The 24,909-nt window shown below is 68.8% G+C and carries 25 protein-coding genes; 10 read left to right on the top strand and 15 right to left on the bottom strand.

The annotated features are described in order from the left end of the window. Positions 1-95: 95 nt before the first annotated feature. From ACZ5ZX_RS04240 to ACZ5ZX_RS04225, 4 genes are all read left to right on the top strand, one after another. Entirely contained in the window at positions 96-848 is a 753-nt protein-coding gene (locus tag ACZ5ZX_RS04240) for an ESX secretion-associated protein EspG (RefSeq protein ID WP_465500583.1), read from the top strand. 95 nt (positions 849-943) lie between these two features. After that, positions 944-1,360 (top strand): hypothetical protein, encoded by a 417-nt coding sequence (locus ACZ5ZX_RS04235; RefSeq protein WP_465500582.1) that lies wholly within the window; start codon positions 944-946, stop codon positions 1,358-1,360. 9 nt (positions 1,361-1,369) lie between these two features. Further along, positions 1,370-1,912: a DUF3558 family protein gene (locus ACZ5ZX_RS04230; protein ID WP_465500581.1), complete on the top strand. Its 543-nt coding sequence runs from the start codon at positions 1,370-1,372 to the stop codon at positions 1,910-1,912. A gap of 20 nt (positions 1,913-1,932) precedes the next feature. After that, a complete protein-coding gene (locus tag ACZ5ZX_RS04225; RefSeq protein WP_465500580.1) occupies positions 1,933-3,426 on the top strand; it encodes a hypothetical protein in 1,494 nt (497 codons plus the stop codon). 42 nt (positions 3,427-3,468) lie between these two features. On the opposite strand, the gene ACZ5ZX_RS04220 is transcribed toward ACZ5ZX_RS04225, so the two are convergent. The 8 genes from ACZ5ZX_RS04220 to ACZ5ZX_RS04185 form a co-directional block, all read right to left on the bottom strand. Further along, positions 3,469-4,434: a glutamate ABC transporter substrate-binding protein gene (locus ACZ5ZX_RS04220; protein WP_465501040.1), complete on the bottom strand. Its 966-nt coding sequence runs from the start codon at positions 4,432-4,434 to the stop codon at positions 3,469-3,471. Further along, entirely contained in the window at positions 4,434-5,828 is a 1,395-nt protein-coding gene (locus ACZ5ZX_RS04215; protein WP_465500579.1) for a hypothetical protein, read from the bottom strand. Before ACZ5ZX_RS04215 ends, ACZ5ZX_RS04220 begins: the two co-directional genes overlap by 1 nt. A 105-nt stretch (positions 5,829-5,933) precedes the next feature. Further along, positions 5,934-6,572, bottom strand: coding sequence for a response regulator (locus ACZ5ZX_RS04210; RefSeq protein ID WP_465500578.1), 639 nt, complete (start codon positions 6,570-6,572; stop codon positions 5,934-5,936). Then, complete coding sequence (locus tag ACZ5ZX_RS04205; protein ID WP_465500577.1) at positions 6,569-7,696, bottom strand: sensor histidine kinase; 1,128 nt, start codon at positions 7,694-7,696, stop codon at positions 6,569-6,571. Before ACZ5ZX_RS04205 ends, ACZ5ZX_RS04210 begins: the two co-directional genes overlap by 4 nt. A gap of 8 nt (positions 7,697-7,704) precedes the next feature. Next, the gene (locus ACZ5ZX_RS04200) at positions 7,705-7,827 is read right to left on the bottom strand and encodes a hypothetical protein (protein WP_256376547.1); all 123 of its coding nucleotides are present in this window, start codon (positions 7,825-7,827) and stop codon (positions 7,705-7,707) included. A gap of 69 nt (positions 7,828-7,896) precedes the next feature. Next, the gene (locus ACZ5ZX_RS04195; RefSeq protein WP_465500576.1) at positions 7,897-9,156 is read right to left on the bottom strand and encodes a GAF domain-containing protein; all 1,260 of its coding nucleotides are present in this window, start codon (positions 9,154-9,156) and stop codon (positions 7,897-7,899) included. A gap of 71 nt (positions 9,157-9,227) precedes the next feature. Continuing rightward, a complete protein-coding gene (locus ACZ5ZX_RS04190; protein WP_465500575.1) occupies positions 9,228-10,106 on the bottom strand; it encodes a diacylglycerol kinase family protein in 879 nt (292 codons plus the stop codon). A 78-nt stretch (positions 10,107-10,184) separates the two neighbouring features. Next, entirely contained in the window at positions 10,185-10,895 is a 711-nt protein-coding gene (locus ACZ5ZX_RS04185; RefSeq protein ID WP_465500574.1) for a hypothetical protein, read from the bottom strand. Between the two features lie 143 nt (positions 10,896-11,038). Here ACZ5ZX_RS04185 and ACZ5ZX_RS04180 point away from each other — a divergent pair, with 143 nt between their 5' ends. Then, entirely contained in the window at positions 11,039-12,280 is a 1,242-nt protein-coding gene (locus ACZ5ZX_RS04180; protein WP_465500573.1) for a sensor histidine kinase, read from the top strand. Continuing rightward, complete coding sequence (locus ACZ5ZX_RS04175; protein WP_465500572.1) at positions 12,277-12,936, top strand: response regulator; 660 nt, start codon at positions 12,277-12,279, stop codon at positions 12,934-12,936. The genes ACZ5ZX_RS04180 and ACZ5ZX_RS04175 overlap by 4 nt, the downstream gene beginning before the upstream one ends. 62 nt (positions 12,937-12,998) lie before the next feature. Here ACZ5ZX_RS04175 and ACZ5ZX_RS04170 read toward each other — a convergent pair whose 3' ends face one another. The 3 genes from ACZ5ZX_RS04170 to ACZ5ZX_RS04160 all read right to left on the bottom strand — a co-directional run bounded on the left by ACZ5ZX_RS04170 (position 12,999) and on the right by ACZ5ZX_RS04160 (position 15,537). Next, positions 12,999-13,202, bottom strand: coding sequence for a cold-shock protein (locus ACZ5ZX_RS04170; RefSeq protein ID WP_037319152.1), 204 nt, complete (start codon positions 13,200-13,202; stop codon positions 12,999-13,001). Positions 13,203-13,438: 236 nt separating this feature from the next. Then, positions 13,439-13,615: a hypothetical protein gene (locus ACZ5ZX_RS04165; protein ID WP_162835891.1), complete on the bottom strand. Its 177-nt coding sequence runs from the start codon at positions 13,613-13,615 to the stop codon at positions 13,439-13,441. Positions 13,616-13,887: 272 nt separating this feature from the next. After that, a complete protein-coding gene (locus ACZ5ZX_RS04160; protein ID WP_465501039.1) occupies positions 13,888-15,537 on the bottom strand; it encodes a thiamine pyrophosphate-binding protein in 1,650 nt (549 codons plus the stop codon). 182 nt (positions 15,538-15,719) lie between these two features. Here ACZ5ZX_RS04160 and ACZ5ZX_RS04155 point away from each other — a divergent pair, with 182 nt between their 5' ends. Both ACZ5ZX_RS04155 and ACZ5ZX_RS04150 read left to right on the top strand, forming a co-directional pair. After that, positions 15,720-16,952: a hydroxyacid-oxoacid transhydrogenase gene (locus ACZ5ZX_RS04155; RefSeq protein ID WP_465500571.1), complete on the top strand. Its 1,233-nt coding sequence runs from the start codon at positions 15,720-15,722 to the stop codon at positions 16,950-16,952. Continuing rightward, positions 16,946-17,365, top strand: coding sequence for an acyl-CoA thioesterase (locus tag ACZ5ZX_RS04150; protein WP_465500570.1), 420 nt, complete (start codon positions 16,946-16,948; stop codon positions 17,363-17,365). The genes ACZ5ZX_RS04155 and ACZ5ZX_RS04150 overlap by 7 nt, the downstream gene beginning before the upstream one ends. Here ACZ5ZX_RS04150 and ACZ5ZX_RS04145 read toward each other — a convergent pair. From ACZ5ZX_RS04145 to lanKC, 4 genes are all read right to left on the bottom strand, one after another. Then, the gene (locus tag ACZ5ZX_RS04145; protein WP_465500569.1) at positions 17,321-19,057 is read right to left on the bottom strand and encodes an ABC transporter ATP-binding protein; all 1,737 of its coding nucleotides are present in this window, start codon (positions 19,055-19,057) and stop codon (positions 17,321-17,323) included. The two genes, ACZ5ZX_RS04150 and ACZ5ZX_RS04145, sit on opposite strands and share 45 nt — an antisense overlap. Continuing rightward, positions 19,054-20,721, bottom strand: coding sequence for an ABC transporter ATP-binding protein (locus tag ACZ5ZX_RS04140; protein ID WP_465500568.1), 1,668 nt, complete (start codon positions 20,719-20,721; stop codon positions 19,054-19,056). The genes ACZ5ZX_RS04145 and ACZ5ZX_RS04140 overlap by 4 nt, the downstream gene beginning before the upstream one ends. 217 nt (positions 20,722-20,938) lie before the next feature. Beyond that, positions 20,939-21,085: a SapB/AmfS family lanthipeptide gene (locus ACZ5ZX_RS04135; protein WP_465370143.1), complete on the bottom strand. Its 147-nt coding sequence runs from the start codon at positions 21,083-21,085 to the stop codon at positions 20,939-20,941. Between the two features lie 40 nt (positions 21,086-21,125). After that, positions 21,126-23,672 (bottom strand): class III lanthionine synthetase LanKC, encoded by a 2,547-nt coding sequence (gene lanKC, locus ACZ5ZX_RS04130; protein WP_465500567.1) that lies wholly within the window; start codon positions 23,670-23,672, stop codon positions 21,126-21,128. Between the two features lie 424 nt (positions 23,673-24,096). On the opposite strand from lanKC, the gene ACZ5ZX_RS04125 reads away from it, so the two are divergent. Both ACZ5ZX_RS04125 and ACZ5ZX_RS04120 read left to right on the top strand, forming a co-directional pair. After that, complete coding sequence (locus ACZ5ZX_RS04125; protein WP_465500566.1) at positions 24,097-24,462, top strand: hypothetical protein; 366 nt, start codon at positions 24,097-24,099, stop codon at positions 24,460-24,462. After that, on the top strand, positions 24,455-24,904 hold the full coding sequence (locus ACZ5ZX_RS04120; protein WP_465500565.1) for a hypothetical protein: 450 nt from the start codon (positions 24,455-24,457) through the stop codon (positions 24,902-24,904). The genes ACZ5ZX_RS04125 and ACZ5ZX_RS04120 overlap by 8 nt, the downstream gene beginning before the upstream one ends. Positions 24,905-24,909 lie beyond the last annotated feature (5 nt).

Below are 24,909 nucleotides of genomic sequence, written 5' to 3'. Positions count from 1 at the left end.
CTAGTCGTGAGCAGGCAGGTCGTGCCCGCGCCGGGTCGAACCCGATACGGTGCGGGAGAGAACCGATTCAGCAGGTGATGAGGGGGAGGGTCGGAGTGCCCGCGTCATTTTCGATGTCGATGGCCCAGCTCGACGTCGTACTCGAGGAACTCGGGCTCGGCAGATTCGTGCTGCCCTTCGAGATCCCGACCGTCGGCACCACCTTCACCGAACGCGAGCGGCACTGCGAGGAGATCTGGGCCGGACTGGCCGACCGCGGCTTCGCACGCGGCCGCGAACTCCTGCGGGACTACGAGGAGACGCTTCGGCTCTGGGCCACGGCGGACTTCGTCGTCACCCTGGAGGCGCACGAGGTCGAGCAGGACGCCGAATACCTCTATCGGGGCGGCTGGGACCGCCGCCTGGGCGTCGTGAGCCAGCAACGCGGATTCGACATCCTCTTCGAGCCGGTGTACCCGGAACAGGTCGTCGCGACCCTCCTAGACAACCTGCCGTCACTGCAGCCGTTCCCCGGACGGGTGACGACGTCCAGCACCCTCCCCCCGTCGAAGCGACCCGATGATCCGTTCGACGAGGACCCGGACAACCTCCGGCTGGGCGCGGCGAGCCGGTTCTTCGAACACCCGCTGGCGAGGCTCGGCACGATCAGCCTCACCCTGCGCGACGACCGGGGCAAACCACAGCAGAAGAGCGTCCAGTGGTTCGACAGCGTCCAGGGCCGCTTCATGCTCACCACGGATCGCTTCCCCGACGGCGAAGTCCGCCGCACGTTCACCCCGACGAGCGGCTCCCACCTGGCACGATGGATCCACGACCTGGTCGAAGCCGCCCGCGTCGGCAGCGCGTGATCCTCGCCGGAAGCGGGCCTTCGGGGTCGTTTCCGCTGATATCGTGATCTGACGAACGCGACGAGTAACCGGCACTTGGTACCAGGGGAGAGACCATGGCAGACGGCACCGGTGGACCACCGGGTGACTTTTCGCAGATGCTGGGCGACTTCTCGGCGCAGGCCGATGCGATGGTGACGGCCGCGAAGGAAGGGAAGTTCGCGGTCAGCCCGGAGATGGGTGAGGCATACAAGACCGCGCTGCAGGACTACCTGGACAGCTGGGTCAATAACAAAGGCCAGTTCTTCCAGCTATCTCAAGCCCCGGAACTCGGCAGCAGTCCGTATTCCGTCACTGTGGGGAAGCACGCCACTTTGGTAGCGGATGGCGACGAGCAATCCGCGCAAACCCAACTCGAGGCTCTGCAGAGGGTCGTAACTCGAGCGGTGGAAGCCATCGAGACCGCCAAGGCGAACTTCAACAAGATCGAGCACGACAACGAGTCGACCATCAAGAGTCTTCGACAGGACTGATTAAAAGGCATGAAAACGCCATCTCGACCGATACTTACCACCGCAGCCATCATCGCCACCATGGCGGCCATAACCTCCTGCTCCCCCGAGAAATCAGGGACCCCTAGTCCTGCGCCGAGCCCCTCCGCATCCGCCACGTCCGAAAACAAGCAAGACATTTTCGCGGGAATGGATTCATGCGAGGTGCTCCGTACAGCCACCTCGACACTCGCCTACGAGAGCTATGATCCCGAAACGCTTGAGAGCGACAACGGCTGCCGAGCAAAGAAGGCGCGATACGGAAACGTCGCTCTTTACTTCGTTGACAGTGAAGGCATCGACGGCTTGGAATCCAACAAGGGCACAAAGACCAGCACGAAGATCGGCGGACGAGAAGCTGTTCAACTGGCCGGCGCCGCTGGTCAAGGCAACTGCTTCATTGGAATTTCCGTGACAGCCACTTCACGCGCGACAGTGAATTTGACTCTGGCGATCGGATCGGACGACCAAGCGTGCGCCGATGCAACCACCATCGCCGAGGCGGTCGCACCCAAGCTGCCTAGAGGGAACTGAACGGCTCCAGGGAGGGGATCATGGCTGAGAACGCCGGTCAGGACAACTTCGAGTCGGTGCTGAGCGCCGACGGCAAAGCGCATCGCACGTACGAGGGCAAGCGCTACGCGGAGACCTACGACGAGGTCAACCGAGGTCCCGGAGGCAATTCGCTCACCGCGAAGATGACGGCGGAGCAGAAGGCCGGCCAGTACTCGGGTGAGCAGGCCGAGACGCTCGCACAGGGGCAGCAGTTCCGGGCCGGGCTGACTCCGTCAGGGCAGCGCTACGAGGGCAACTCGCACAGCGACCTGATCGGCATGGTCACGAACAATCTTTCCCCCGAGAAGATCGACCAAAAGGGCGAGATCTGGAACAACCAGGGCGACGCGCTGAACACCTTCAGCAACGCCCTCTCCTCCGCCGCCAACAAGGAGGGCGCCCACTGGCAGGGCCCCGCCGCGGAGGCCGCGCACGGGTTCTTCAAGAACCTGGGCAAGTGGGCCGACACCGCCGGCGACGGCGCCTACCTCGCCTCCAACCGCTTCTCCCAGACGGCGGCCGCGGCGACCACCGCGAAGAACTCCATGCCCGAAGAAGTCCCGTTCGATCGCAACGCCGAGTACAAGAACGCGATGCAGCAGTTCGCGTCGGGGAATTTCGCGGGCGCGGTGGAAACGGTCGGCAACATCTCGGCCAAGCAGGAGCAGTCGTTCCAGGCGCATCAGCAGGCCGCGCAGGTGATGCACACCTACGACCAGTCTCTCTTCGACGTCAATTCCCAGCAGCCCACCTTCTCCCCGCCACCCGAAATGGGTGATTCGACGTCCGCGTCGGGGTTCTCGGGCGGGGATGTCAAGGGGTTCAGCGGTGGGCCTGGCAGTGGGCCGGGGATGCCTGGGCCGGGCAACCCGGGCGGGCCGGTTCCTGGGCCTGGGCCGACGCCGGGGCCGGGGATCACCACGGGCGGCGGCCATACGGGGGTGCCCGGGCCGAATCAGCCGTTCAGCGGGCCGCCTGGGTCCTTCCGCCCTGGTCAGACGCCGGGGCTGGCGGCCATCAACGGCCCTGGGCCCACCGGTCTCGGGCGGCTGGGCAGCGAGCAGTATCGCGGCAAGCCCGGCCGGACGACGAGCGGGCCGGGTGGCAGTGCGGCGAGCCGGTTGACCGGTGGCGGCGGCAAGAGTGGCGGCGGGTTCGGACGTAACGGCGGGGCGGGCAACGTCGCCGAGCGGCTCGCGGGCGGCAAGGTTTCGGCTGGCGAGGCCGAAAGGCTGGCGGGCAAGGGCGGTGGGTCCGGGTCGGGCAAGCTGCCTGAGGAGCGCATCACCCGGGGTGGTGCGGCCGCCGCCGGCAAGAGCGGCGGTCCGGGCGCGATGGGTGCCGGTGGTCCTGGTGGCAAGGGGCAAAAGGAAGAGGACAAGGAAAAGAAGGCCCCGAACTACCTGCAGGAAGAGGACGCCGACGTCTTGTTCGGCGGCTACGACGGCGAAATGAAGCCGGTGCCGCCGGTGATCGGCGAGAAGTCCCCCTAGTACGAAACGGGCCGTTCGGGATCGCCCCCGAACGGCCCGTTTTCACTTGTACTGAGGTGAGGGCGGCGTCCCGCCTTCGAGTTTGTTCCCGATCCACTTCGCGTAGATCGCCTGCCACGCCCCGCCTCGCACGTTCTCCAGCACGGCGTTCACGTACCGCACCATGTCCTCGTTCTCCTTCGGGACACCGATGCCGTAGTTCTCCTCGGTGAACCGGTCCCCGACGATCTTCAGCGTCGGGTCCTGAGCGAGCATCCCGGCGAGGATGACGTCGTCCGTCGACACGGCCTCGACCTGCTTCTGCTGCAGCATCACCAGGCAGTCCGACCAGTTGTCCACCGAGACCGGCACCGGCTTCGAAGGATCAGCCGCGATCTTCGTCAGCGAGGTCGACGTCTTGGTCGCGCACACCCGCCGCCCGGCGAGGTCCGAGAGCTGGGTGACCTTCGAGCCCGATTCGACCAGGATCCGTTGCCCCGCCTGGTAGTACGCCGTCGAGAAGTTGACCTTCTTCAGCCTGCTGCAGGTGATGCTGTAGGTCCGCACCACGATGTCGACCTGTTTCTTCTCGAGCACTTCTTCCCGCAGTTTCGACGGGATGGCCCGGAACTGCACACGGCCTTCCGCGCTGCCGAAGATGGCCTTGGCGATTTCGTTGACCATGTCGATGTCGAAGCCTTCGAGCTGACCCGACGTCGGATTCCGGAAACCGAACAGGAACGTCGTCTGGTCGACGCCGGCGATCAGTTTGCCGTTCTCCTTGATCTTCGCCATCGTCGAGCCGCTGCTGATCTGCGTGCCGTTGATCGGCCGGAGGCTCGCCAGCGGATTGCAGCTCGTGTCGGCCGTCCCGCCGCCACCGGCGTTGTCCGCCCCGCCGACGTTCGCGGGCAGTGGCGGGGCGACGTCGCCGACGGGAGCCGGGTCGACCGGCGCCCCCGCGCTGCCACAAGCCGTCGCCAGCACCAGGACCGCGCCGAGCACGGCCCCTCGCAGACCGTTCCGCATCACCGGTACTCCCTCAGCCGTTCACGAATCCCCAACGCGGACCCCGCCGCCGCGATCAGCGCCAGCACCGCGATTCCCGGCGCGAGCAGGGTCAGCGCGCGTTCGGCGCCCCGGGTGTCGTCGAGGAACTCCTGTCGTCCCACGTTGATCGCGGCCACGAGGCTCTCGTCGAGCCGCAGGAACGCCCCGGCCGCGCCGTCTTTCTTGTCGTCGCGGATGGCCGTGCCGACGGCGTCCTGGTAAAAGCCGTCGTCATCCTGGCGCCGCACCTCGGCGTGCGCCTTGAACCACGCCGACGCCGCCTGGATGGCCGCGTCCACCTTGTCCGCGGCCGCACCGCCCGCCGCGAGGCCCCTGGCCTCGCCCAGCAGGCCGCCTTGGCCGTCCGACCCGCCGAGTTGCCCGGCGAGATCGCGGAAGTCCTTTTCGTACGCCGCGCCGTCGCCACGGGCGACGAGGGTCAGCGTTTCGTCGGCTCGCGCCTGCAGCGCCGCGATGCGGGCCCGGACGAGGACGTCCACCTGGTGCGAGCCGTCTTCTTCACCGCTGCCGACGAGGGTGCTCTGCACGATCAGCGCGACCGCGCCCCACAACAGGGCGACCACCACCGACACGGTCGCGACGACGAGCCCGATGTTCAGCAGCCGGTTGGTCTTCCGGGTCAGATGCACCTGGGTGAAGATCAACGCTGCCAGTAGTACGAGCACGAAAGCCGTTGCCAGCCAAGGGAAACCGGTCGCGTCGTCCTGTTCGGCGGCGAGCCGGTCGGTGTCGATGCGGTACAGATCCTGTGCGGCGGGAAGGATTTTCGCCCGCATCAGCTCGGAGGCCTCACGCAGATACGAGGCGCCGACGGGATAACCCTGCCGGTTGTAGACCCGCGCGGTCTCGATCAGTCCTGTGTAGACGGGAAGCTCACGGCCGAGGGTGTTGATCTGTTCGGCCGCCTCGTCGACGCCCGACGAGTCCGACGCCGCCTTCGCCAGCGCCGCACCGGCTTCCGCGATGTCGCGTTCGTACCGCTGGCGCATCGGGAGCGGCTCGGTGCCGATCGAGAGGAACGAACTCGCGGCTGTCGCGTCGGCGTCCGAAAGCGCGCGGTAGACCTGTTGCGCGGCGGCGGCCAGCGGTTCACGGTGGTCGATCAGGCCGTTGATCGTGTCCTTCTTGTCCTGCGCGGCCAGCGTGCCGAACAGTCCCGCGACCAGCGACAGCAGCACGAGCCCGATCGCGATCACCGACAGCCTGCCCGGCGTGGTCGACGCGGACCGGACGATCGCGCGGATCCCGTTCCCCGGCAGTTCGAGCAGCCCGGCGATCCCGCCGCGGCCCTCCGGCGCAGGGGGTGGCGCGGGGCTCCCCGGCGGCCCCGGCCGGGTCACAGTGCTCGTCATCGCCGATCCTCCCCATTGGCTCTACCCGCAAGAAGGTATCCGAGTCGGGATCTGCGCAGCCAGTGACACCGGCGTGTGTCATCGGCACGTGATCTGCCGACGGCGTCAGAGGCCCTTTTCCAAGCCGTAGCGCACGGCCTCCGCACGATTGCGCACACCGATCTTGGCGAAGGCGTGGTTGATGTGGCTCTTCACGGTCGCCTCGCCGATGTACAGCTCGGCGGCGATTTCCGGATTGGACAGCCCCCGTGCGATGAGGCCGAGCACTTCGCCTTCGCGTGCGGTGAGGCCGTCCGGGAGTTCGGTCCTGCCCCGGGTGACCGTTCTGGCTTCGAGCGCGGCGACGAGTCTGTCCGAGACCTCGGCGGCGAAGATCGCCTGCCCGTTGGCGGCGGAGCGGACGGCGGCCCCGATCTCGGCGCGACCGGCGTCCTTGGTCAGGTAGCCGCGTGCTCCGGCGCGGAGCGCGTCGGCGATCGAAGCGTCGTCCGCGTACGTCGTCAGGACCACGACCGCGACGCCGGGGTGCTCCCGTTTGAGCAATCTGGTCGTGGCCACCCCGTCCAGGACGGGCATGCGCAGGTCCATCAGCACGACGTCGGCCGCGGTCCCGCGGAGCAGGTCGAGCGCCTGTCGTCCGTCACCGGCGGAGCCGACGACGTCGACCCCGTCGATCAGTCCGAGCAGCGCGACGAGCCCTTCGCGCATGACCTGCTGGTCATCGACGACGACCACCCGGATCACGCGCCCACCACCGCCTCCACCGTCCAGTGCCCGTCCTCCGGACCCGCGGACAGCGTGCCACCCGCGAGCGCGAGCCGCTCGCGCATCCCGGTGAGCCCGAATCCGCCCGCGTCCTCCGATCGGGCGGTGTCGCCGAGTTCGTTGCGGACGCGCAAACGGACTTCCGCCGTCGTGAAGAGCAGCCGGAGCGACACCGGACGGCCAGGGGCGTGCTTGGCCGCGTTGGTCAACGCCTCCCGTGCGACCCCGACCAGCGAAACCACCGCGGCGGACGGCAGCGGCCGCTGCTCCCCCGAAACCTCGAAGGTCACGCCGTCGTGGTGCGCTTCCGCCAGCGACCGCAAGGCTTCGGCGAGCGAGGGGACGTCGCTGCGCAGAGCCGCGACGGCGTCACGTGCCTCGGCCAGCCCGTCGGCGGCCAGGCGCCGGGACAGTCGGACCCTGCCGAGCGCACCGTCCACATCGGACTTCTCGGCCAGCAGCGCCTCGGCGACCTCCAGGTGAATCCCCAACGCGCCCAGCGAATGCGCGAGGACGTCGTGGATCTCCCTGGCGATCCGCGTGCGTTCGTCGAGCGCGGCGGCCCGCGCGTGTTCGCTCTGCGCCAGTTTGGTCTGCTCCAGCAGGGCGGCCGCCTGTACCGCCTGCACCTCGTACTGCCGCCGGTTCAACCCCAGCAACATCAGTACGAGCAGGACGCCGACGTTGCCGAACACCACCACCAGCGGGGACCCCACGAGCAGGCCGGGGATCGCCGCGAGACCGAGGTCGAGTCCCACCACCCCGACAATGGCGGCCACCGACGGCCCGGTCAGGGTGGCGAACCGGCTGACCGTGACCACGGCGAGCACGATGGCGGACGAATCCTCCGCCCAGCCGAGCGTGAGCGACGGCGGGACGGTCGCCACCGCGAGCAGCGCCGTCGCCAGCTTCGGCAGCCGCGGGGAAGTCACCACGAAACCCAGCCAGCAGACGCCGCAAAGACCGTAGGCCGCCCAGATCCACCCCTGGGACTCGCGCACGGTCAGCAGCACCACCACGACGGCGGCCGTGCCGAGCAGCTGGACGACCAGCCAGCTCGGCGCGATCGTGTCCGGCAGCAGTGGCCTTTCCCGCTTCCCCATCTTCCCCCTCAGTGATCGCTCAGCCGGGTGATCAGCTCCACCAGGATCAGCCGATAGGCCAGGAATCCGAGAAGGACGACGATACCGATCGCGACCAGGCCCAGCAGGGCCTTTCCGTTCATGTTTCCCATGCACCGAACGTTAGGAACACCGAGGGGTGGAGCGGGACCATCGCCGGGTTGAGCCGGGGGTGGAGACAATCAGGCGCGGACGGCGGGCGCGGCGGAGTGTGGGAGGACCTCGCCGTCGGACGGCCGCTCGACGACGACCTCGACGTCGTCGGCGAACCGGTACGGCCTGCCCAGCAGGATCCCGCCGAAATGCCGCCGCATCCTGGACATCTCCGCGCGGACGGTCACGGTGCGCCCCGCGTCGCCGAAGAGGTCGAGCGACAGCTCCGACGCCGACCTTCCCTCCCGATGGCGCGCGAGGATGTACAGCATCTCCGCGTGCCGCGGGCTCAGCCGGTGCGACCAGGCTCCCGCCGCCCCCGAGACGCGCAGTGTGCTCGCCCTGGACGACTTCAGGTCGAGTACGACGCGCGTCGGCGGCGCGTCCTCCTCTTCGGTGAGCCGGACGAGCCAGCCGCCGGGCAGGGGCTCCACCAGGCAGTTCCCGTAGGTGGGCAGCCAGGCCCGGCCGGCGGTGACGTCGTTCGGCAGTGCGATCCGGCCGACCGGGACGAGACCTGCCGACGCCGCGATCCAGCCGTGCGGGTCGGTGATCACCGCCCGGCCCTTCATCTTGGCCAGCAGGGGCGACGCGAGACCGCGCAGTCGTTCGAGTTCGGAAAGGTGCGTGGTGCGCAGATGCGCTTCGGCGAGTTTCGCGACCGCGTCGACCAAGGCCAGCGTCGCCGGATGCACGGTGGAGGCCGGGCCGGAGAGGTCGACGGCGCCGAGCAGCTTGCCGTCCCTCGGATCGTGCAGCGGCGCCGCGGCGCAGGTCCAGTCGTGCTGGTTACGGACGTAGTGCTCGGCGGAGTAGACCTGGACCGGATGCCTGGCGACCAGCGCGGTTCCGATGGCGTTGGTACCGGCGACGTTCTCGTGCCAGTCGACGCCTTCGAAGAAGCCGAGCCCGTCGGCGCGGCGACGGACGGCGGTACTGCCGTCGCGCCAGAGGACGCGGCCGTCGGCGTCGACGACCACCAGGATGTGCGCGGCCTGCTCGGCGAGGCTGATCAGGCCGCCGCGCAGGGCGGGCAGGACGGCGGCGAGGCCGCTCTCGCGGCGGCGGGCCTCCAGCTGCTCCGGGACCAGCGCGGGAACGGGCGCGCCGCGGTCCGGGTCCAGCCCGAGACGGCGCATGCGCTGCCAGGACGCGCCGATGACCGCGCGCGGATGACTCGGGAGCGCGTCGCCGGAAAGGGCGGCTTCGTGCACTTGGGCGAGGACGCGTGCGTGCCGCCGCGGATCAGCGCCGACCGGCAACGCCGCTTCCAGCTGCACGTGGCCCACTCCCTTGGTCCGTTTCGCCCAGTGTGCCTGGCCGAACCGGCGATCGGAAGGGCTCTGTGACCTGGGCGGGCTTACCTGAGGTAGGGCGCTTCCACCAGAGGGGACGTGGAAAGGATCCGCTCCGGCTTCCGTCCGAGCAGCAGGCCTTTCCTGGTGGCTTCGGCCATCACGGCGCGGACGTCGACGCACCACGGGCCTTCGGGCTTCAACTCGACGAAAGCGCTCTCTCCCGGCTTCAGGACGAAATGCGGTTCGCCGTCGAGGGCGATGGAACCGCCCGCGGCGCCGAGGTCGACCCGCACCCCGGGGTACAGCACGCTCCAGCCCCGGACGCCCACCGCGCGGACCTCGCCCGGCGCGATCGGCGCCTGCACGACGTACGGCGTCTCGTCGACCGGCCCGAGCGAGACCGCCACACCGTCCACAGTGGACTTCGGACTGGCGCACAGCCTGCCGGGGATGCTGGCGAGGCCGATTCCGTCCGGCACGGCGAACGTGCAGTACAGCTCGGTCAGCGACGCGGGATCCCACCGGGGTTCCGCGGACACGCTGACGTCGTTCAGCGCGATCTCACGGCGGGCCTTCGTGACGACCTCGAGGACGGTCGCCCGGTTCGTGACCAGGTCCGTGTCCACCTGATGGCTGGCCAGCAGCCCGGCGGCGAGCCCGGCGACGGTCGGCTCCGGGAGCGCGGTGCTCCCGATCGGCAGCATGAGCAACGGGACATCGCCGCAAGCCGCCGCGGCGGCCCGCATCATGCCGTCGCCACCGAGGCAGATGAGCACACTCGCGCCCGCGTCCACCATCCGGCGGACGGTCCCGATGATCTTGCCCGCCTCGGTCCACACCATCACCCGGCCGACTCCGGCTACGCGGAGTGCCGAACGCAGACTCTGGATGTCACGCTCCGAAGCGGGGTTCGCCAGGATCCCCGCGACCACTTCGCCCACATGTCCTCCGCTGCCCGCGCCAAGTCCTACAAGGAAACGACGTCGAGGCCGCGAAGGGAAGAGTTGCACGAGGTTGCATCACCAGGAAAGCAGCCGAGGCACCCGGTCCGACGACGGCCGATTCCGCAGGTTCCGGACGCCGAGCGGGACGAGGACCAGGCAAACGGCGGCCACACCGAGCAGTCCGTAGAGGTCGCTCTCCTTGAGAACGCCCACCCACATAGTGCAAGGCCACAGGAACAGCAGCGCGCGCCCGGTACCGAAGATCCCGGCTCGGCAGGCCCCGATGGCCAGCACCAGTCCACCGGCGAACTGGCCCACGGACGCGGTGACCGGGATCCGCCAGAACCCGTAGGCCAAGTCCACGTAGCCGTCCATCACGATCTTGGTCGCCTGGTCCACCCCGAGCGTGTCGACCAGTTTGAACGCCGTCAGGTCGACACCGGCGAAGTAGAGCCTCGCGAACAAACCGAACACGAGTAGCAGGAAGCCCCAGACGGCCAGGGCGGGCGCCTTCGCCGCGACGATCTTCGCCAGCGCCAGGAACGCCACGAAGGACAGGACCACGCCGAGCAGGAAAAGCGAGTACGCGGCCGTGACGAAGCCGGGGTTCGCGGCGTAGGCGGCCAGCTGCCCAGGCGCGGCGAAGGGCTGCTGGTCGAACCACTCCACTTGTTCCGGCGTGAAGTCCTTCAGCACCAGATACCGCGACAACAGGCCCGCGAACCACACGGGCGGTGCGAGAACCAAGGCCACTCCGCCGATCCATCGGCCGGTCTTCCCGTTCATGGTGAGGATCGTCGCCGGTCACGACGGCCTGGGGCAGCGCTCGAAGGTCAGGCGGCGACCTCGACTTTCGTCACCCCGTGGTGGATACGGGATGTCCCCCAGGCGGGGATGTGCCCGGCCCGCCGCGTCGTTAGCGTCGAGGCATGGATTCGCTGGGGTGGGCACTCCTGACCGGGCGCGACGCCGATCTGGAACCGGCTTCGGCCTGGTGGCACGTGCCGGGCTGGCTCAAAGGAGTCCTCGCCGCCTCGATACTCGCCGTGTTGGCGAGCGTGACCTTCGGCGCCTGGGGGCGCTACCTCGGCCCCGATAGCCTGCCGCTGGTCTTCTTCCTGCTGCTTCTGCAGGTCGCGCCGCCGCTGCTGGTGGCGCGCTTCCCGCTGACAGCGGTCCGCGTGGCGGCGGTGGGGATGGTCGCCGCGACCATCGCCGTCCTCTTCCCCGCACCCGATCCGCCGTTCCACGCGACGCTGAGCGAATGGCCGTTGCAGACCCACGTCCTGCCGTACCTGCCGGTGCTGGCGATGACTCTCGCCCGGACGAAACCCAAGCAGGGCACCGGGATCTCGATCATCGCGGTGGTGCTCGCCGTCGGCGTCGGCATCGCCCAGATCCCGCGTTCCGGCACGAAGACCCTGGTGTTGTCCCTGCTCGTGGTGGCCGTGACCATCGTCGCCGGTTACGGCATGCAGCAACGACGGCGGGCACTGGCGCAGGCCGACACGGCCGAACGTACAGCGGTCGAAGAGCGAGCGAAGCGGACCGCGTTGCAGGAGCGCGCGCTGGTCGCCAGGGAGCTGCACGACATCATCGGCCACCATCTCTCGCTGATCGCCCTGCGGACCGACAGCGCGCGCTACCGGCTCCCGGACGTCAACGAGAGCGTCGCGGAGGAGTTCCGCGCACTCGGTGTCGCGGCACGGGAAGCACTGGACGAGGCCCGTCGGCTGGTCGGCGTGTTGCGGGACGACGATGACGAACCGGAACACGAGCCACAGCCGGGACTCGCGGAGGTGCCCGGGCTGCTCGACGGCTGCCGGGCGTCCGGGATCGAGGTGCGCTCCCGGATCACCGGCGGCGACGACGTCCCTGGCACGATCGGCCTGGCCGCGTACCGGATCCTGCAGGAGGCGTTGAGCAACGCGGCACGGCACAGCCCGGGGTCGAGTGTGGACGTCGACGTGCGAAGAGAGCCGGAGACACTCACGATCCTGGTCGAGAACGGGCCGGCCGAACGGGTTCCGGCCCCTTCGACCGGGGACGGCACCGGCCTGGCGGGGATCGCCGAACGCGTTACGCTGATCGGCGGCTCGTGCAAGACCGGGCCGCGGGCGGACGGCGGATTCCGGGTGGCCGTCACGCTGAAACTCACGGGGGAAGCGTGACCACCGTCTTCATCGTCGACGACCAGGCCATGGTGCGGGAAAGTTTCGCGAGCCTGCTGGACGCGCAGCCGGGGCTGGACGTCGTCGGCCAGGCCGGTGACGGACAGGCGGCACTGGACGGCATCGCCGCGCTGACCACCGCACCCGACGTCGTCCTGATGGACATCAGGATGCCGGTGATGGACGGGCTCGAAACCACCCGGCGGCTGCTCGAAGGCGACGGCGACAAGCCGAAGGTGATCGTCCTGACCACGTTCCACTTGGACGACTACGTCTACGAAGCGTTGCGGGCGGGCGCCAGCGGGTTCCTGTTGAAGGACGCGCCGTCGGCCGAACTGATCGCCGCGATCGGCGTGGTCGCCGCCGGGGACGCACTGCTCTCACCGGCCGTCACGAAGCGGCTCATCGCGAATTTCGTCGCCAGCGCACCGGTTCCACGGCCGTCCCCGGCACGGTTCGACGTGCTCACCGAACGCGAACGTGAAGTACTGCGGTTGATCGCGAAAGGACGGTCCAATCCGGAGATCGCGGCGGATCTGGTGCTTTCGGCGCAGACGGTGAAGACGTACGTGGGCCGGATCCTCGCGAAGCTCTCGCTCCGGGACCGGGCACAGGCCATCGTGCTGGCCTACGAAACCGGGCTCGTCATCCCATGAGGACCCGGAAAAAGCAGCAGGGCCGCCTCCCGAGGGAGAACGGCCCTGCTTGAAAGCTTGGATCAGATCACGTTGACCGAGGTGGCCTGCGGACCCTTCGCGCCCTGCCCGATTTCGAACTCCACGCGGGCGTTCTCCTCGAGGGTACGGAAGCCGTTGCCCTTGATCTCGCTGTAGTGCACGAAGACGTCGCCGCCGCCGTTGTCGGGAGTGATGAAGCCGAACCCCTTCTCGGAGTTGAACCACTTCACAGTGCCCTGAGTCATAAAATCTCCATATGCAACACAAACAAACAGGAAGCCACGTCGGCAGCCCGGGTCATGACCAGACGGTTTGCTTCCTCAGAGAGGTGAGGAGACACTACGCCCGCTGAGTTCTGCGAGCGTGAACCAACACGAACACAAAAATCGAGACCATAATCAGTAAAGCACACCTCATGCAGGCCGACAAGCGGTTTCACCCGGGTGTGCGGGCCTGGCCACGGTGCTCTTTACCACTGGCGCTATTCGCCACTCGCGGCGCGCAGCGGTACGTCGGCGCCGAACGGCGAACGGCGCAGCGCCTCCCGGTTGGTGGCCACGACCGCGACGTCGTGGGTCTCCGCGTCCGCGCTGAACTGCACCGGCACCACGCCGGAAACGGACTTGGACTTGTCCTGTGGCTTCGTCTCGTCAGCCATGTTTTCTCCCCTGTGTCAACACAACGCGGTACGTACTGCGTGCCAACAACTCACCGGCGGACGGCCGCGGCCCCGCTGGCCGCTCCTGTCCACCGAGTCCTCATCGGACTCTCGGTGTTGCGGCGATTGTGCCACGGCCGACCGACAAAATCCGGTCTCCGCGACCTGAACTCGACCGAGTCGTCACCACATTCCCACCCCTTGGGGCAGGTGAAGGCGGCCCCACAAGGGTTTCTGTGTATCCCCTGAGAAAAAGTACCGCCCGGTAATCCCTACTGGCCGCCCTGCTGCGGCCTCGCGGCGCCCAGCAGGCTCGTCAGCCGGATGTCCGGGGTCACCACGTCCGGATCCGTCCGGACGTCGATCACACACGGCCGCTGCCGGACCAGCGCGCTCGCGATGATCGGCTCCAGCTCCTCACGGTCGTCCACGGTGTACCCGGCGGCGCCGAGCCCGCGCGCCCACGACGCGAAGTCGGTGGCGGCGACGGTGACCCCCGAAAGCCGTCCGTGCTTGCGTGCCTGATGCACGGCGAGCGGACCGTGCAGACCGTTCTGGAACACCAGGACGGTCACCGGCACCCGGTAGCGGACGGCGGTTTCGATCTCCTGCCCGGTCATCAGCGCGCCGCCGTCGCCGACCATCGCGATCACCGTCCGCCGCGGCTCGGCGAGTTTCGCCGCGATGGCCGCGGGGACCGCGTAGCCCATGGCGGCGTTACTCGGGCCCAGCTGACTGCGCGGCGCGGTGAAACACCAGTAGCGGTGCATGAACTGGGCGAAGTTGCCCGCGTCGCTGGTCACGATCGCGTCTTCGGGCGCGAGCTTGCGCACGGCGCGGATGACGTCGGCCGGATGGACGCGGGTGGCGCCGCTGGTGTCGGGCGGCGTCATGAAGGTGTGCACGGCGGCGTTCGCGGCCGACGCGCGACGCGTCCGCGGCGAGGCGACGGTGCGCAGTTCGCGAAGGAACGGCTCGACTTCGGAGTCGACCCGGAAGGTCAAGCCACCACGCCGCGCGGGCTCGATCCCGGTGCCCACCTGCACCAGCGTCTGCGAAGGCGTCGGGTAGCGGAAGGACTGGGTCGTGACCTCGTCGAGCTGCGTGCCCAGCGCGAGGACGAGGTCGGCGCGTTCCAGCGCGTCGAGCTGGCGCGCCGGGATGCCGATGCCGAGGTGGCCGGCGTAGCGCGCGTGGTTCTCCGGGAAGGCGTCCTGACGGCGGAAGGCGTTGTACACCGGCAGCGCGAGTTCGTCGGCGACGGCGATCAGCTCGTCCCGCGCCGCGCGGGCCCGGCCGCCGACGATCACCACCGGGTAGCGGGCCTCGTCGACCAGCTGCGCGACCGCCTCGGCGGTCCGGCCGAGCGCGCCGGTGACCGGCGGCCGGACGGCGGCGACCGGTTTGGCCGAATCGAACGGGACACCCCAGAAGTCGGCGGGGACGGCGACGACGGTGGGTCCGGGACGTCCCTCCCGGCACCGGGTCAGCGCCTCGACCAGGAGGCCTGGCACCTCGTCCGGCTCCTTCGCGCGGCCGGTCCACTTGGCGATGGGTTCGAACATCGCGGTCAGGTCGGCGGTGGGCAGTTCGCTGGTCGGGCCGGGGCTGGACGGCGGGTTCTCGAGCAGGACGACCATCGGGCTCTCGTCCTGGTACGCCGTGGCGACCCCGATCGCGAGGTTCGCCGCGTTCGGGCCGCGGCCCGCCAGCAGTACCGCCGGTTGTTCGGTGAGCTTGCCTTCGGCCTCGGCCATGAACGCCGCGCCCGAGTCGTGCCTCGCCGAGACGAAGGTGATCGACCGTTCGCGTTGCAGCGCGTCGAGCAGATCCAGGAAAGACTCACCCGCCACCGCGTACACGCGGTGGACTCCTGCCTCGGTCAAGATCCGCACGGCCGTATGGGCGACGGACGCTCCCAGTTGGTATCTAATGAGAAGAGCTTAGGCGGGCGGTGATCGGTGCCGTCAAGCGATCTTTCGATTCCGGCAACCCCGGGGCGGCAGAATGTCCGAAATCGGGACGTGTTCGAGCAAGGGAGCACGAAAACGTGACCTCAGCCACCGCTGGACGTGAAACTGTTTTCACCTACGGCGCACCAGCCTTGAAGTACGGAACCGGGTCGAGTGACGAGATCGGCTACGACCTCACCCAGTACGGCGCCCGGCGGGTGCTCGTACTGACCGACGCGGCCGTCGCCGCGACGGGCTGGCCACAACGGATCGCCGAAGGCATCGAGACCTACGGCATCGAAGCGGTCGTCTTCGACGGCGTCCACGTCGAGCCGACCGACGTCAGCATGCGCAAGGCGGTCGACTTCGCCAGAGGACAGGGCGAGTGGGACGCCTTCGTCGCCGTCGGCGGCGGTTCCGCCATCGACACCGCGAAAGCGGTGAACCTCCTGACCAGCAACGACGGCGACCTGATGGACTACGTCAACGCCCCGGTCGGTGGCGGCCGCGCGCCGAGCGCGCCGCTGAAACCGCTGGTCGCGGTGCCGACCACCACCGGGACGGGCTCGGAGAGCACGACGGTGTGCGTGCTGGACGTGCTGTCACTGCGGGTGAAGAGCGGCATCAGCCATCTGCGGTTGCGGCCGAGCCTCGCGGTGGTCGATCCGCGGCTGACGGTGTCGCAGCCGCCGGAGGTCACCGCCGCGAGCGGGATGGACATTCTTTGTCACGCGGCGGAAAGCTACACGGCGAAGCCGTACACGGAATTCGACCGCAAGCGCCCGGAGGACCGGGTTCCCTACTGTGGCGCGAATCCGCTGGCCGACATGTTCGCCGAGCAATCGCTGCGGCTGCTGTCGTGGGCCTTGCCCGCGGCCGTGCGGGACGGGTCGGACATGAAGGCGCGCGAGGCGATGGCGCTCGCGGCGACGTTCGCCGGACTCGGCTTCGGCAACGCCGGCGTGCACATCCCGCACGCCAACGCCTATCCGATCGCCGGCCAGGTCCGGGAATTCCATCCTTCGGGTTATCCGGGTGACGAGCCGATGGTGCCGCACGGGATGGCGGTCTCGCTGACCGCGCCCGCGGCGTTCCGGTTCACCTTCGACGCTTGCCCGGACCGGCACCTGCGGGTGGCCCGGCTCCTCGCCCCGGATTACGAATGGCCGGGCGATCTACGGGACCATCTGCCAGCGGTGCTGCGGCAGATCATGCGGGAGATCGGGATCCCCAACGGGATCGGCGCCGTCGGCTACTCGGAGTCCGATGTGGACTCACTGGTTTCCGGCACGGTGAAACAACAACGACTGCTGGCGACGGCACCTCGCGAGGCAGCCGAAGCGGATCTCGCCGGGATCCTGCGGGAATCGGTGACGCTGTGGTGAACGCCGAGTATCCGCACTGGCAGACGGTTCCGTTGCGGTGGAAGGACAACGACGTCTACGGACATGTCAACAACGTCGTCCACTACTCGGTGATGGACACCGTGATCAACACGTTCCTGATCGAACGCGGCGGGCTCGACATCGAGACCGGCCAGGTGATCGGGTTGTGCGTGGAATCGCAGTGCAAGTACCACGCTTCGGTGTCCTTCCCTGGTGAGCTGGAGGTCGGCCTGCGGGTCGGGCATCTCGGCCGGTCGAGTGTCCGTTACGAGGTCGGGATGTACTCGAAGGAGACGGTGATCGCGGAAGGGCACTTCGTGCACGTCTTCGTCGATCGCGAGTCCCGGCGCCCGGTCCCGGTCGACGGCCTACTCCGGGGCGCGCTGGAAGAACTGCGCACTGGGCTGGGGTAGCCGAGGCGCCCAAGCGTGCATGAGCTGGGCGTAGCGCGTGGACCGGTCCATGAGTTCGAGGTGGGTACCGAGGGCGGTCTCCTTGCCGTCCATCACCAGGACCCGGTCCGCGCGCAACGCCGACGTCAGCCGGTGCGCGATCACCACCAGGATCCCGCCCCGCTCGGCGAACGCCCGTTCCGCGCGGGCTTCGGCGGGCGGGTCCAGATGCGACGTCGCCTCGTCGAGGATGACGACGCCAGCGTCGCTCGCGTACACCCGGGCCAGCGCGATGAGCTGCGCCTCACCGGCGGACAGCGTCCCGTGCCCGATCTCGCTGTCGAGCCCGCCCAGCCGCGTGACCAGCGGCTCCGCCCCCACGGCGGTCACGGCCGCCCACAGTTCGGCGTCCATCGCCGTCTGCGCGAACAGGCCGACGTTGTCCCGCACCGACCCCGCGAAGACGTACGCCTCCTGGGGGATCAGCGCGACCATCCGATGCCGCACCGCCGCCGGTACCTCCCGGACCGGTACCCCGCCGAGCAGTACCCGCCCGGCCTGCGGTTCCAGCATCCCGGTCAGCAACCCGGCCAGCGTCGACTTGCCGATCCCGCTCGGGCCCACCACCGCGAACCGCTCCCCCGGCCGCAGATGCAGGTCCAGCCCGCGCACCACCGGCTCGGCCGCCGCACCCCAGCTGAAGGTCAGATCCCGCACGTAGATCGCGGTTCCGATGGGTTCGGCCGTCCCGTCCGGCTCCGGTTCGGCTTCCGCGGTCTCCGCCAACCGCCGCAGCGCGACGATCAGCCGCAGCACCACGGTGCTCGCGGTGGACGCCAGCCCCCGCAACGCCGGCTGCATCGTCGTCGCGAGGTAGACGAGCGCGCCGAGCGCGGCGCCGGCGGTGAGCACCCCGTCCTTGACCATGCCCGGCGCCGCCAGCAACGCCAGCAGCAACGGGACGAAGCCGCCGGTCGCGATCACCACCGCCCTGGCCGCCCCCGACCGCGCCACCCGCACGGCGGCCTTGGCCTGCGTGTCGATGGCGTCGTAAAGCTCAAGCGCGGCAAGGGGTTCCGCACCACAGGCGACGATGTCACGCATCCCGGACAACGACGCGCCCGCGACCTCGGCGGTCCGCTCGTCGGCCAACGCGAGCGCGCGCTGCCTGCGGGCCAACGACGGAAGCAGGCAGGCGAACACGGCTACCGAGACCACCACCGGGATCGCGACGATCAGCGCGAGCGAACCGGCGATGGTGAACAACCCGGCCAACGCCGCCACCGTCGTCACGACCATCCCGCGCGCCTGCACCAGCAACCCGGCCGTGGCGTCGCGGACCACCTCGACGTGCTGGGTGATCCGGGCGACGCCGCTGGCGTCCGGCTGGTTCCGCGGTGGCGCCGGATCGTGCAGGACCCCGCGCACCACGGCGGTCACCAGCGCGTCGCGCAACGGCTCGACGACCTTGCCGAGCTGATGCCACACCAGCCGTGACCCGAACGCCCCGATCACGGCGACCAGCCCGAACACCAAGAGCCAACGCAGTCCGGTGCCTGGTCGATCCGCGGCAAACCCCTCGTCAACCGCGAGTTCGACCAGGCGACCGGACAAGAAGGCGGGCGCGCTTTCCAGCACGGAGCAGGCCAGCAGTACCAGCCCGCCTCTCCACTGCCCGGCCAGCGCCGAACGGTAGAGCCCCCAGACACTCACTGCTCCCCCTCGGTGAAGACGGCCCGATAAACCGGATCCCGCCACAACTCCTCGTGGGTACCGACCGCACGGACCCGCCCCGCGTCGAGCCACACCACCGCGTCCGCCCGCGCCGCGGTGGCCGCGCGATGGGTCACCACCACCCGGGTCCGGCCGGGCAGGGTGCGTTCGATCGCCTCTTCGACGGCGGCTTCGGTGACCGTGTCGAGGCTGGCGGTGGCGTCGTCGAGGATGAGCACCCTCGGCGCGTGCGCGATCGCGCGCGCCAGCCCGATGCGCTGCGCCTCCCCGCCGGAGAGCGGCGTCTCCGAAAGCGGCGTCCGATAGCCGTTCGGCAGCCGGACGATCAGGTCGTCGACCTGCGCGGACTGGCAGGCGGCGCGCACGGCCGCCTCGCCTGCCCATGAGCCGTATCCGACGGCGTCGCCGATGGTGGCGCCGAGCAGCGCGGGCCGTTCGAAGGCGAAACCGACGACCGCGCGGAGTTCGTACGGCCGCAGATCCGCCAGCTGACGGCCGTCGAGCGTCACCGTCCCTTCGTCCGGGCTCAGCAGCCCGCCGAGGACGTTGACCAGCGCGGACTTCCCCGAGCCGGAACGCCCGACGACGGCGGTGAACCGGCCGCCGCGGACGACGAGGTCGACCTCCCGCAACGCGCCTTCGACGGTGACGCCGCGCAGTTCGAGCGTGCCCCGGCCGGGAACGACACCGAGCTCGCCCGGTTCGGGGACCGGCGTTCGCAGCACTTCGGTGATCCGGCCCGCGCACGAGCGCGCGCGGGAAAGCGTGGTGAGCAAAGGGATCTGGGTGACCATGCTCATGCCGAGCGCGACGTAACCGAGTGCGGCGAGGACCTGACCGACGCTCAGCCTCCCCTCCAGCACGCCGAAACCGGCGGCGGCCAGCACGGCGATCTCCACCGCGGGCAGCAAAAGGCCGGAGCGCCACACCATCCTGGCCTGCGTGCGCCACATCCCGCGGCCCGCGAGGCTCAGCTTCGGCAAGGGCCGCAACACTCGTTCGGCTTCGCGGTCGGCGGTACCCGACGCGGCGATCGTGCGCAGCCCGGCGACGGCGTCGACCATCCTCGCCGCCAGTTCTCCGGAAACCTCTTGGTAGGTAAGGACGTCTTCGGCGGTGTTCTTCAGATGCGTGCGCGCGAGCATCAGCGCGAACGGGATGCTGCCGAGGAAGACGAGCGCGAGACGCCAATCCATCAGCGCAAGGAGGACGATCGCGCCACTGGAGATCAGCGTCGACGAGCCGAGCTGGACGACGACCGAGGCGACCAGGCCGGCGCCGGTGCAGTCCCCGGTGAGCCTGCTGATCGCGTCGCCGTCGGCGAAGGTCGATCTGGTGCCGAGCGCGAGATAGCGATCGGTGAGCTTGCGACGCAGCCAGGCGGTCGCGAAAGCGGTCATCCGCGCGGTGAGGACGCCGCCGATGAGGCCGACGGCGATCTGGGTGACACCCAGCACGAGCAGCCACGAGACCTCGGGGAGGCTGGGCCGTCCCGCGACCACGGCGTCGACCGCGGCGGCGAGCGCGCCGGGCAGGAGCAGCCCCGCCGCGGTCCCCGCGAGGGCGCTCAGGATCAGCGCGATCAGGCGGGGGCGATCCAGCATGGTCACGGAGACCAGCAGGTGATCGGCGGAACCCGCCATCCCACTCCTTAGTGTCCGAGGTGAAGGGGACTTTCCCCTCTTCTCACGCGGCGAAGGGCCCTTTAGTCGCATCGCATGCGGCGAAGGGCCCTTTCGGCTCGCATCCCACTCCTTACAACGTGATCCCAACGAGATGTACCGAACGGCAAAATGAGGGGCGCGGGAGCGGCGCACTTGGCCTGTGCCGCTCCCGCGCCCTCAGCGATCACTCAGGTGATCAGTGGCAGGTCAGCAGGCTGATGGTGCTGTCCGCACAGGAGGCGAGCAGGCTCAGGTTGCTGGAGCCACCGTGGCTGCCGCCGCCGTGTCCGCCGTCGAGCACGTCGGGGGCGTCCATGGCCTGCAGGTCCAGAACGAGTTCCATGATGGTGTTCCCTTTCGTTGTTTTCCTGGTCCGCCGGTCGTCAACGACCGGCAGTTCTGGAGGACAGGAACGGCAGCAAGGCCTTCCCGTCCAGGGTCGCGGCGAGGGCGAGCAGAACGCCCGCGCCGCCGGTGACGACGTCCATCGACAGCCGCAGCAGCTGGTTGCCGGGGAACGCCAGGCCGCCCTTGTACGGCACCGCGTACCAGGCCAGCCGGGAAAGGTGCAGGTCGATGGCCTCGCGGACGCGCTGGTCCGGTTCGGCGCCCATCGCGAGCGCGGTCATCAGCCCGCACCGGCCGAACAAGAGGCCGGGATGGATGACGAATTCGCCGCGACAGGCTTCGCGTAGCCCGGGAAGGCTCTTCAACGCCTTCGCGTCCGGACGGTGTTTGGCCAGCTCTTCGGCGACCATGAGGATCCCGGCGCTGCCGACGCCCGCGTAGGGCAACGTCCTGGTCTCGCCGTCACGGACCTGCAGCGATCCGTCGTCAGATTCGACGCACTCCTCGATGTCCCGCTCCAGTGCCTGGTCGGCGAAGGACAGCCAGCCCTCTTCGCGGGTGCGCTCGAACAGCCGGATGAACAGCAGCGCCGGTCCGGACCAGCCGTTGAGCAGCCCTGCCCTGGCGAAATCGCCGGGCGGGTCCGCGGTTTCGAGTGCTTCGGCGAGCCGGACGGCGGTGGCGAGTGCCTGCCTGCCGAACTCGTTGTCCTTGCGTTTCACCGCGAAGTGCAGCTGGGTCAGGCCGATCCCGGAAAGGCCGCCTTCGAGACCGTGGTCGGCGGTCTGTTCCACCAGCGTCGCCGACGACGACAGCAGTTTGGTCGCCTCGTCGCGGTATCCGAGTTCTTCGAGGACGTAGGCGATCCCGTACGAGCCGTCGTAGAACCCCGGCCTGGCGGGCGGGTCGCGACGGATCGAGTCCAGCAGCCACTTCTCGTGATCGGGGTAGCGGTCTCCGTTGACCGCGTTCAACGCGTAGAGGACACCGGCCGCGCCGTAGCCGAAGCACGCTCCGCCCACGCGGAACTGCTCGATGTCGCCGGGGAAGAGCCGATCGGTGCGGTCAGGGGTCGCGCTGGCGAGGATCGCTTCGGTGATCTGCTTGCGGACCAGCGTCCAGTCCGGCTGCTCCTGGTCGAGTTCGGTTTCACTCGTCTGCGGCGACGACGCGTTCCGCGGCGCGAGCTCGGCGACGATCGAGTCGGCGTAGCCCTCCGGGACGTCGAAGCGCCGCTGGACGAAGTCCGCGAGCCCGCGCAGCTTCGCCGGGGCGAGTTCGAGGAGGGTGGTGAGCGGAAGGAAGATCCACAGCTTCAGTACCGCGAGCGCGTACTCGTCGACCTCGAAACCCTTGCGGTCCCGCGGAGCGCGGAAGCCGGGCGCGCCGAGCGCAGGCCGGTTACCGCTGTCGACGTCGGCCGCCATTTCGAAGTCGATCAGCGAGACCTGGTCGTCCTCGCCGTCGACCAGGATGTTCATCGAATGCAGGTCGCCGAAGACGATCCGGCGGTCGTGCACCGCCTCGACCATCTTCTGCACGCGTTCGACCAGCGCCAACGCGCGTTCGGTGAACGCGGCGATGTCGACGTCGGTGGTGTTCCGCCTGGTGAGCGGATAGTTGCGGGCGAGCCAGTTGCCGAGCGCGATCCCCGGCATGTATTCCATCGCCAGGAAGTGGTGCTCCCAGACGGTGAAGCGGTCGAAGGGGGTGGGGATGCCCTCGATGCCCTTGAGCCGTTCCAGCACCTCGTGCTCTCGACGGAGCCGCTCGACGGCGTCGATCTCGTCGCGGTCGAGGCCGGCGAACGGCCTGGCCTCCTTGAGCACCACCTGCTCGTCGTCGGCGTTCCGGTCGGCGAGGTACACGCCGCCGCCGTTGGAGAAGTGCAGCGGCTTCTTCACCCGGTAGGGGAACTGCGCCGGATCGCCGCCCTTGCGAGCCGCCAGGTGCGGCGCGAGGAACTCCGGGATCGTCACCCAGTCGGGTACGGAGAAGCTCGGCTCGCGTTTGTCCGGGACCAGCGTGCCGTCCGGCTTGCGCACCGCGAGGACACGCTTGCCGTCGAGTTCGACCCATTGCTCGGCGAATCCGCCGTAACGGACGTAGAGCGGGCCGGCACCATAGCGCAGATCGCTCAGAATATACGCGCCGGGTTCTCCCTCCAGCTTCACGGACAGGTCCGCCAGAAGGCGTTCCAGCTCGTTGTTGTCAGCTGGATAAAGAGTCAGCAACTTTCCGCTGCCGTCACGCGGAGCGTATTTGGAATTCCTGGCGAGCAGGGTGTTCCTCGACCGCAGATGCTTGTACGACACATTGTGCTCGATACAATGCTCGTGCACCTTCACGAGCACCCGCTCGGCGTTGCGCAGACCTGCCGAGACATGGATTTTCCAGCCCTGCGAAGGAAGGTTTCGAGCAAGAGGGTGCAGCATCCGCCACACACCGCGCACTCCGGAGCGCCACTCGGATTCGGGAGCGGGCAACAGGGCGGCGTAATCGTCGGCGGCGTCCCCGGTTTCCCGTTGCTCATCGAAGAACAGCGGATCCGCGAAGCAATACGCTTCGTAACGGACGTCCATTCGAGCGCCCCCTCCTTGGCACCAATCGGATGGGCCAAGTGCACCATCGCGATGGGGAATATTCCACCCGCCCGGCAGCGAACGGCCAATCCGCCATATCGGGGGTTCGGATGGGCTGTTCAGGGACGTGAATTCGAAACCTACCGAATAGTAGGGGTACCCAGGGTGAGATCAACTCGGTTTCCAACCACCCGGTCGGTGTGTAACAGGATGACACTTGCGTCGTAATACCTGGTCGAAGCGCTAAAACGATAATGTCCGGACAAATTGGCAGAACGCCAACCGAACATGCTTCGTGATCTATTCACCCGAGGTCTGGACCACTGGGCTCCCGTGGCGCCCGCCACGCGGCCGGCCGGTCGCCCGTCGGTGACAAGGCGCCCGAAGGTACGTTGTCGACGGCGGAGTAGGTAAGGAGGCGGGCGTGATCACAGGCTTCGCGGTGACCGTCGCGATCTGCGCGATGCTGGTCGCGGTGTGGAGTTTCGTGCAGTCCGTGCGAAAAAAACTGCCGGACAACCCGTTGCTCATCGCCCTCGGCGTGGTCGAACTCCTCCTGATCGCCCAGCTCGTCATCGGCGTCGTGCTGCTGATCGGCGGCGGCCGCCCCGGCAGCATGGCCACCTATCTCGCCTATCTGATCGGCTGCCTGATCGTGCTCCCGCTCGGGACGTTCTGGGCACTGGCGGAGCGCACGCGGTCGAGCACCGCGATCCTCGGGATCGCCTGCCTCGCCATCCCGGTGATGGTGCTCCGGCTGAACGAGGTCTGGGCGGGCGCCAGTGCGTGAGGAAACCGAGGAGAGCACGGTGGGCGAAGCCACCAAGGACGTCAGCACGAACGCCGGCCCGGACAAGGCCTCGGGCCCCGGCCGGATCCTGGTCGCCGTGTACGCGATCTTCGCGCTGGCGGCGACGTCACGCGCGGCCGTGCAGATCAGCACCAAGTACCACGAGGCCCCGCTGGCCTACGTCCTGTCCGCGTTCGCGGCCGTCGTCTATCTCCTGGCCACCGTCGCCCTCGCCCGCCGCGGCGCGGGCTGGTGGCGGATCGCGTTGCTCGCCTGCGGGATCGAGCTGATCGGCGTGCTGACCGTCGGCACTTTCAGTCTCTTCGACCGCGAAGCCTTCCCGCACGCCACCGTGTGGTCGGTCTACGGACAGGGTTACCTCTTCATCCCGCTGGTGCTGCCGGTGATCGGGCTGTACTGGCTCCGGCGGACGAAGCCGTAGGCCAC

The sequence above is a fragment of the Amycolatopsis sp. NPDC033938 genome (assembly GCF_055575975.1).
This window is presented reverse-complemented; position numbering and strand designations above follow the sequence as displayed.

Bases quoted from the DNA above. Each gene is read 5' to 3' on its own strand.
- ACZ5ZX_RS04235 (WP_465500582.1), top strand. From the start codon at position 944: ATGGCAGACGGCACCGGTGGACCACCGGGTGACTTTTCGCAGATGCTG.
- ACZ5ZX_RS04230 (WP_465500581.1), top strand. From the start codon at position 1,370: ATGAAAACGCCATCTCGACCGATACTTACCACCGCAGCCATCATCGCC.
- ACZ5ZX_RS04225 (WP_465500580.1), top strand. From the start codon at position 1,933: ATGGCTGAGAACGCCGGTCAGGACAACTTCGAGTCGGTGCTGAGCGCC.
- ACZ5ZX_RS04220 (WP_465501040.1), bottom strand. From the start codon at position 4,434: ATGCGGAACGGTCTGCGAGGGGCCGTGCTCGGCGCGGTCCTGGTGCTG.
- ACZ5ZX_RS04215 (WP_465500579.1), bottom strand. From the start codon at position 5,828: ATGACGAGCACTGTGACCCGGCCGGGGCCGCCGGGGAGCCCCGCGCCA.
- ACZ5ZX_RS04205 (WP_465500577.1), bottom strand. From the start codon at position 7,696: ATGGGGAAGCGGGAAAGGCCACTGCTGCCGGACACGATCGCGCCGAGC.
- ACZ5ZX_RS04200 (WP_256376547.1), bottom strand. From the start codon at position 7,827: ATGGGAAACATGAACGGAAAGGCCCTGCTGGGCCTGGTCGCGATCGGT.
- ACZ5ZX_RS04185 (WP_465500574.1), bottom strand. From the start codon at position 10,895: ATGAACGGGAAGACCGGCCGATGGATCGGCGGAGTGGCCTTGGTTCTC.
- ACZ5ZX_RS04180 (WP_465500573.1), top strand. From the start codon at position 11,039: ATGGATTCGCTGGGGTGGGCACTCCTGACCGGGCGCGACGCCGATCTG.
- ACZ5ZX_RS04170 (WP_037319152.1), bottom strand. From the start codon at position 13,202: ATGACTCAGGGCACTGTGAAGTGGTTCAACTCCGAGAAGGGGTTCGGC.
- ACZ5ZX_RS04165 (WP_162835891.1), bottom strand. From the start codon at position 13,615: ATGGCTGACGAGACGAAGCCACAGGACAAGTCCAAGTCCGTTTCCGGC.
- ACZ5ZX_RS04140 (WP_465500568.1), bottom strand. From the start codon at position 20,721: ATGGCGGGTTCCGCCGATCACCTGCTGGTCTCCGTGACCATGCTGGAT.
- ACZ5ZX_RS04135 (WP_465370143.1), bottom strand. From the start codon at position 21,085: ATGGAACTCGTTCTGGACCTGCAGGCCATGGACGCCCCCGACGTGCTC.
- lanKC (WP_465500567.1), bottom strand. From the start codon at position 23,672: ATGGACGTCCGTTACGAAGCGTATTGCTTCGCGGATCCGCTGTTCTTC.